Origin of the sequence: Rhodosalinus sp., assembly GCF_046542825.1 — a bacterium.
Lineage (GTDB): Bacteria > Pseudomonadota > Alphaproteobacteria > Rhodobacterales > Rhodobacteraceae > Rhodosalinus.
The window spans coordinates 1-5,293 of the sequence record NZ_JBKHAQ010000154.1; the positions used below are offsets into that span (position 1 = coordinate 1).

The 5,293-nt window shown below is 71.9% G+C and carries 5 protein-coding genes; 2 read left to right on the top strand and 3 right to left on the bottom strand.

Features of this window, described 5'->3' with window-relative positions; translation table 11 throughout:
- Window positions 1–599 (bottom strand): c-type cytochrome (locus ACLFOB_RS14145; protein WP_410926496.1); only part of this gene is annotated, 599 nt, incomplete at its 3' end.
- Window positions 600–721: 122 nt separating this feature from the next.
- On the opposite strand from ACLFOB_RS14145, the gene ACLFOB_RS14150 reads away from it, so the two are divergent.
- A complete protein-coding gene (locus ACLFOB_RS14150; RefSeq protein ID WP_410918544.1) occupies window positions 722–1,561 on the top strand; it encodes a prephenate dehydratase in 840 nt (279 codons plus the stop codon).
- Between the two features lie 3 nt (window positions 1,562–1,564).
- Here ACLFOB_RS14150 and ACLFOB_RS14155 read toward each other — a convergent pair whose 3' ends face one another.
- The gene (locus tag ACLFOB_RS14155) at window positions 1,565–2,032 is read right to left on the bottom strand and encodes a hypothetical protein (protein WP_410918543.1); all 468 of its coding nucleotides are present in this window, start codon (window positions 2,030–2,032) and stop codon (window positions 1,565–1,567) included.
- A 48-nt stretch (window positions 2,033–2,080) separates the two neighbouring features.
- Window positions 2,081–3,046 carry an NAD(+) diphosphatase gene (gene nudC / locus ACLFOB_RS14160; RefSeq protein WP_410926497.1) on the bottom strand — a complete coding sequence of 322 codons (966 nt, stop codon included), beginning with the start codon at window positions 3,044–3,046 and terminating at the stop codon, window positions 2,081–2,083.
- Between the two features lie 194 nt (window positions 3,047–3,240).
- Between nudC and ACLFOB_RS14165 the strand changes: the two genes are divergently transcribed.
- On the top strand, window positions 3,241–5,061 hold the full coding sequence (locus ACLFOB_RS14165) for a 5'-nucleotidase C-terminal domain-containing protein (protein WP_410926498.1): 1,821 nt from the start codon (window positions 3,241–3,243) through the stop codon (window positions 5,059–5,061).
- The last annotated feature ends 232 nt before the right edge of the window (window positions 5,062–5,293 follow it).

Consider the following 5,293-nt stretch of genomic DNA (forward strand, 5'->3'; position numbering starts at 1 on the left):
TCGGTCGCTTCCTCTTCGGTCGCGTCCTCCTCGGCTGCGGCGTCCTCGCCCGACGGCAGCTCGGCCCCTTCGGTGTAGGTGTAGAGGTAGGCGATCAGGTCCGCGCGGTCCTCGTCATCCTCGAGACCTGCATAGGCCATCGACGTGCCCGGCGCGAAATCGCGCGGCGCTTCGAGCCAGGGATCGAGGTTCTCCCAGGTCCACTCGCCCTCCGGCAGCGCGCCGGAGTAGCGGAAGTCTTCGACCGACCCGATTTCGCGCCCGATCAGATCCTGCAGATGCGGGCCCACGCCATTGCGCGGCTCGTCGTTGACGTGACAGGCCGAGCACTGGCGCCACAGGCTGGCGCCCGCGTCCGCATCTGCCTGCGCCACCAACTCCACGAAGGGCACATCGGGCTCTTCGGGGGCCTCTTCAGGCGCCTCTTCGGCGTCCTCCTCCTCTTCCTCCTCGCCCGTGTCGATGACATAGGCCTGGGCGGATTCTCCGTAGGGGCCGACTTGATAGATCGTTTCCGCCGCCCACTTGCCAAGGAGAAAGACAAGCAGCGCCCCGCAGAAACCGCCGAGAACCTTCGTGAACGTCATGGTGTCAAGCATGGGTCGCAGTCCATCTCCCGCTGTCGGTCGCGCGGCTATCTACAGGGTTCCCCCCTCCGGGCGCAAGGTGTAGACGGCGCGACCAAATCGCCGCGCCCCGGGACCACTGACGGAAGCCAACGATGACAGCACGTATCGCGTTCCAGGGCGAGCCGGGCGCCTATTCGCATCAGGCCTGCCACGATGCGCGCCCCGACATGGAGGCGCTGGCCTGCCGCACCTTCGAGGATGCGATCGAGGCGGTGCGCGACGGCCGCGCCGAACTCGCCATGCTGCCGGTCGAGAATTCGACCTTCGGACGGGTGGCCGACATCCACGCGCTGCTGCCCGCATCCGGCTTGCACATCGTGGACGAGGCCTTCGTCCGGGTGCACATCAACCTGATGGCGCTGCCCGGAACCCCGCTGGACCGGATCGAGCGGGCGATGAGCCACACCATGCTGCTGGGCCAGTGCCGCAATTTCCTGCGCGCGCACGGGCTGCACCGCGTCGTGGGGGCGGACACGGCCGGATCGGCCCGTCATGTGGCCGAGGCGGGCGATCCCTCGCTCGCGGCGCTGGCGGGCGATCTGGCAGCGGAGATCTACGGCCTGGAGGTGCTCGCCCGGCACATCGAGGACCAGAGCAGCAACACCACGCGCTTTCTCGTCATGTCGCGCGAGCCCGACATGCGCCGCCGCGGCGCGCACGGCATGATGACGACGCTGGTCTTCCGCCTGCGCTCGATCCCGGCGGGACTCTACAAGGCGCTTGGCGGCTTCGCGACCAACGGGGTCAACCTGACCAAGCTGGAAAGCTACATGGTGGGCGGCAACTTCCGGGTCGTGCAGTTCTATGCCGACATCGAGGGACACCCCGAGGACCCGCCCGTGCGGCTTGCGCTCGAGGAACTGGATTACTTCACGGATTCGCTGACCATCCTGGGGGTCTATCCGGCCCATGCGCACCGGCTCGAGGGCTGAGGCTCAGGCGCCCGGCCCGGCGCCGCGTTCCAGCCTCCGGACGTAGTCGCCCAGAAAGCTGCCCAGACGCTCCTCGATCCGGGCGCGCCGCAGTTTGAGGCCCTGCAGCAGGGCGCGGCCGGCCAGGCTGCCGGCGCGCGGCTCGACGGTCAGGGCAAGGCGTGTCATCGCGGGCGACAGCGGGATCAGGTCCAGCCGCCATCGCGTGGTCAGTCCGCCGGCGGCGCCTTCGAATTCCATCGCTTCGGCGCGCTCGAACCTCGTCAGGCGCGTCTCGCTCTCGTAGTCGCGTCCAAGATAGGCGAATCGCAGGCGCCAACGCATGCCGCGGCCCGGCGCAGCCAGATCGTCCAGCCGCTCGACGGAGATTCCCGCGCGCCCGCCGAACTGTTCGACCGGCGGACGCCGCGCCATGGCATCAAACAGCGCCCCGGCCGACATGGCGGCGTCCTGCCGCACCCCGATCTTCATCGCGTGTGTCCTTTCGACTGGAACCTCGTCTCGATCCGGTCTGTGGCCTCAATCCAGTCTGTCGGCAAGCCAGTGACGCAGCAGGAAGCCCGCAATGGCCCCGTCCCGCGGGGCGCGGATGCGCGGATGCGCGTCGGCGAAAACCTCCAGAAGCTCGCTGCGCCCGATCCAGAGCGCATCGTCCAGTTCGACGGGATCGAGCGTGATCTCTTCGCTGAGCGCCTCGCCGTGACACCCCAGCATCAGCGAGGCGGGAAACGGCCAGGGCTGGCTGGCGAGGTATTCCACGCGGCCGACGCGCACGCCGGTTTCTTCGGCCACCTCGCGGCGCACCGCGCCCTCGACCGTCTCGCCCGGCTCCACGAACCCCGCAAGCAGCGAATACATCCCCTCGGGCCAGCCCGGCGAACGGCCCAGAAGCACGCGATCGCCGCGGGTGACGAGCATGATGACGACCGGATCGGTGCGCGGGAAATGGCTGGTCCCGCAAGAGATGCACCGCCGCACCCATCCGCCACGTTCGGGCACGCTGGCCGCGCCGCACCGCGCGCAGAAACGATGCGTGCGGTGCCAGCCCAGAAGTGCCCGTGCGGTCGCCGCAAGCTCCGCCTCGCGCGGCGGGAGTGTCACCATCCGCGCCCGGAGTTCGACGAAGACGTGATCCGGCGGCAGGTCGGGATGCCGCTGTTCGGAGGGGTCGAGAAAGGCGTTCAGGGTCTCGGGCGCACCCTCTGCCGGCTCCCAGGCGGAGAGATCGGCGGCAAAGACGGCGACCCCGTCCTCGCGCGCCAGCAGCAGCGGCGCCTCGGCTCCGGCAAGAACCGGGTGCACAAGCGGCAGCCGCGCCAGCCGGTCGCGCGCCGCACCCGCGAAAAGCGGCTTGCCGCGCCAGAACGCGACCGTCCGCGACGCAGGGTCGCGGCGTGCCTGCGCCAGCGCCTCCGCGTCGGCGCGCAGGACGTCCGCCCGGTCGAGGCCCGAGCCGCCGAAGGTGACCGTTTCCGCAAGGCGCATGGGGACCCCCTGGGTCCGAGGGATGGCATGGCGCGTCCCGGCCCGCCAGTGGCAAAAAGGACTCAACGGCTCGCCGGGACGCGGCGTATCCGACAACTGGAGATTGTGCGCCCCGGCTGCCTGCCGCTAGGGTCACGGCATGCCGGGCCGCTCATGCCCACCCAAAGATAACGACCGACGCCAAGACACTCACCTTGCGGTCCGATGAACCCCCTTTTGCCCGGCTCGGCGCCGGGGACGTGCACCTGCGCCTGGTCGCGACCAGCGACCTGCACGGGAACCTGCTGGGCTATGATTACCTCGGCGACCGGGCCGCGCCGGGGACGGGGCTCGTTGCGCTCGCGCCGGTGATCGCGCGGCTGCGGCAGGGGCCGGGCGCCACGCTGCTCTTCGACAACGGCGACGTCCTGCAGGGCACCCCGCTGGGAGAGGCGGGAACGGACGGCGCGGGGGACATGCCGGTGGCGCTGGCCTTCGACGCGCTGGGCTACGATGCCGCGACGCCGGGCAACCACGACTTCGACTTCGGCGTCGCCGCGCTGCAGCGACTGGCCGCCGCGGCATCCTGCACCGTCGTTCTGGGCAACGTCACGCGGCAGGGCGGCGCCCCCTTCCTGCCGCCCTGCGCGGTGCTCGAACGGCAGGCGACCGACGGCGAAGGCCGGGCGCATGTGCTGAAGGTGGGCGTTCTGGGCCTGACGACACCGGGCGTGGCGCGCTGGAACGCGCATCATCTGGCCGGCGCGCTCCGGGTCGAAGACATGGTGACCGCCGCACGGCGGCTGGTGCCCGACCTGCGCGCCGCCGGCGCGCAGATTGTCGTCGTGCTCGCCCATTGCGGGATCGAACCGGGCGCGGAGGAGCCCTGTGCCGAGAACGCCGCGCTGGCCATCGCCGAGGTTCCGGGGATCGACGCGCTCTTTGCCGGACACACGCATCTCGGGTTTCCCGGCCCCGACCACGCCGCCGCCCGCGGCGTGGACCCCTGCGCGGGCCGCCTGCACGGTGTGCCCGCCGCCATGCCGGGCTACGGCGGCGCCGCCCTGGCGATGATTGATCTGCGGCTGGCGCCAGAGAATGGCGGCTGGCGCGTCTCCGATAGCCGCAGCGCGCTGGTGTCCCCCGACCCGGACACCGCGGGACAGGGAGACGAGGCAGCGACCCTTGCGCGGGCGCTGGAGCGGGCGCAGCGGGCCGCGCTCGCCCGGATCCGCAGGCCTGCCGGGTCCACGCGCAAGCCACTGCACACCCACTTCGCGGCGGTGGGACGTGCCCCCGCCGTGCGCGCGGTGGCGGAAGCCCAGCGCGACTGGCTGGCAGGGGCGCTGCAGGGCACCGAATGGGACGGGCTGCCGATCCTGTCGGCCGCAAGCCCGTTCCGCGCCGGGGGTCGTCCGGGGCCCGCGCACTACACGGACATCCCCGCCGGCCCGCTTCAGGCCCGCCACATCGACGAGCTTTACCCCTTCGCCAACGAGCTCTGCGCGCTGGAGGTGACGGGCGACGAAGTGCGCCGCTGGCTCGCCCGGGCGGGGGCCGTCTTCGCACGGGTCGGCCCCGGCGCGAGGGACGCGCCGCTGCTGGTGCCCGATGCGCCCTGCTACATGATCGAGATGATCGACGGTCTGGATGTCGCGTTCGATCTCGCTGCGCCGCCGGGCTCCCCCGCGAGGGTCGGCCGCATCCGGCACGCGGGCCGGGATGTGGCGCCCGACGCCCGATTCGTGCTGGCCACCAACACCCACAGGCGCGCCGCGGCGCCCGAGGGGCTGGGCCGGCCCGTCTCTCTCCCGCGCCGGATCGACAATCGCGCGGCGCTGGCCCAACGCGCGGCGCGCGCCCCGCTCGACCCCGATCCCGCGCCGGGATTCCGGTTCGCGCCGATGCCGGACACGACTGTGATCCTCGACACCGCGCCCGCCGCCCGGAACCGCCTTGGCGAGATCGCCGACTACGCGCCCGAGCCGCTGGGCCTCGACCCGCGCGGCTTCCTGCGTCTGCGCCTCAGGCTCTGAGGCTCCGGGGCGTTCGACCCGCTCCACGCGCCGGTTGCCGGGGCGCCAGGCGTCCGGGACGTGAGCGTGCCGGCACCGGTCGCCCCTCGCCATGCGCCTCCAGCCGCCCGCGTGGATCCCGTGCTCGCGCGCCACCGCGTCGACCACCGCCTGCGCCCGCGCCGAGATCGCGGTTGCAGCCGAAGCCGCCCGTCGGGTCGGTGCAGCCACGACATGGAGGCTCCGGTCCGGG